The following is a 278-nucleotide window of genomic DNA, read 5'->3' as shown; positions in this document are numbered from 1 at the left end:
AGGTACGTCGGTATCACGATGACCGGTCGCGGTCAGATAGGCAATGTTGATATCGAACTCGCTCATGCCAGAACGGAACGCTTCTTCTGCCGCACGATGACCGTTGACCGCCATTTTCTGCGCTTCACGCATACAGGCCAGTTCGTACTCGGTTTTGAAGGAGCGATAGTAATGCAGGTAGTCGATAACCCCTTTCGGGTTGATGTTGCTGGCCTCAATACCCAGTTGCAGCGCACGCTCCGGCACCGGACCGATATAACCGATATTGCCGCGCGCAG

At 55.0% G+C, this 278-nt stretch carries 1 protein-coding gene; it reads right to left on the bottom strand.

What is annotated here, in order from left to right:
• The coding region (locus SB764_RS39620; protein ID WP_410866699.1) for a hypothetical protein at positions 1 to 278 on the bottom strand (278 nt) is incomplete at both ends.

Source organism: Paraburkholderia sp. SIMBA_027, assembly GCF_046535315.1.
Lineage (GTDB): Bacteria > Pseudomonadota > Gammaproteobacteria > Burkholderiales > Burkholderiaceae > Paraburkholderia > Paraburkholderia tropica.
Note: the sequence above shows the minus strand (reverse complement) of the source record. Positions and strands in the feature narration are given on the sequence as shown.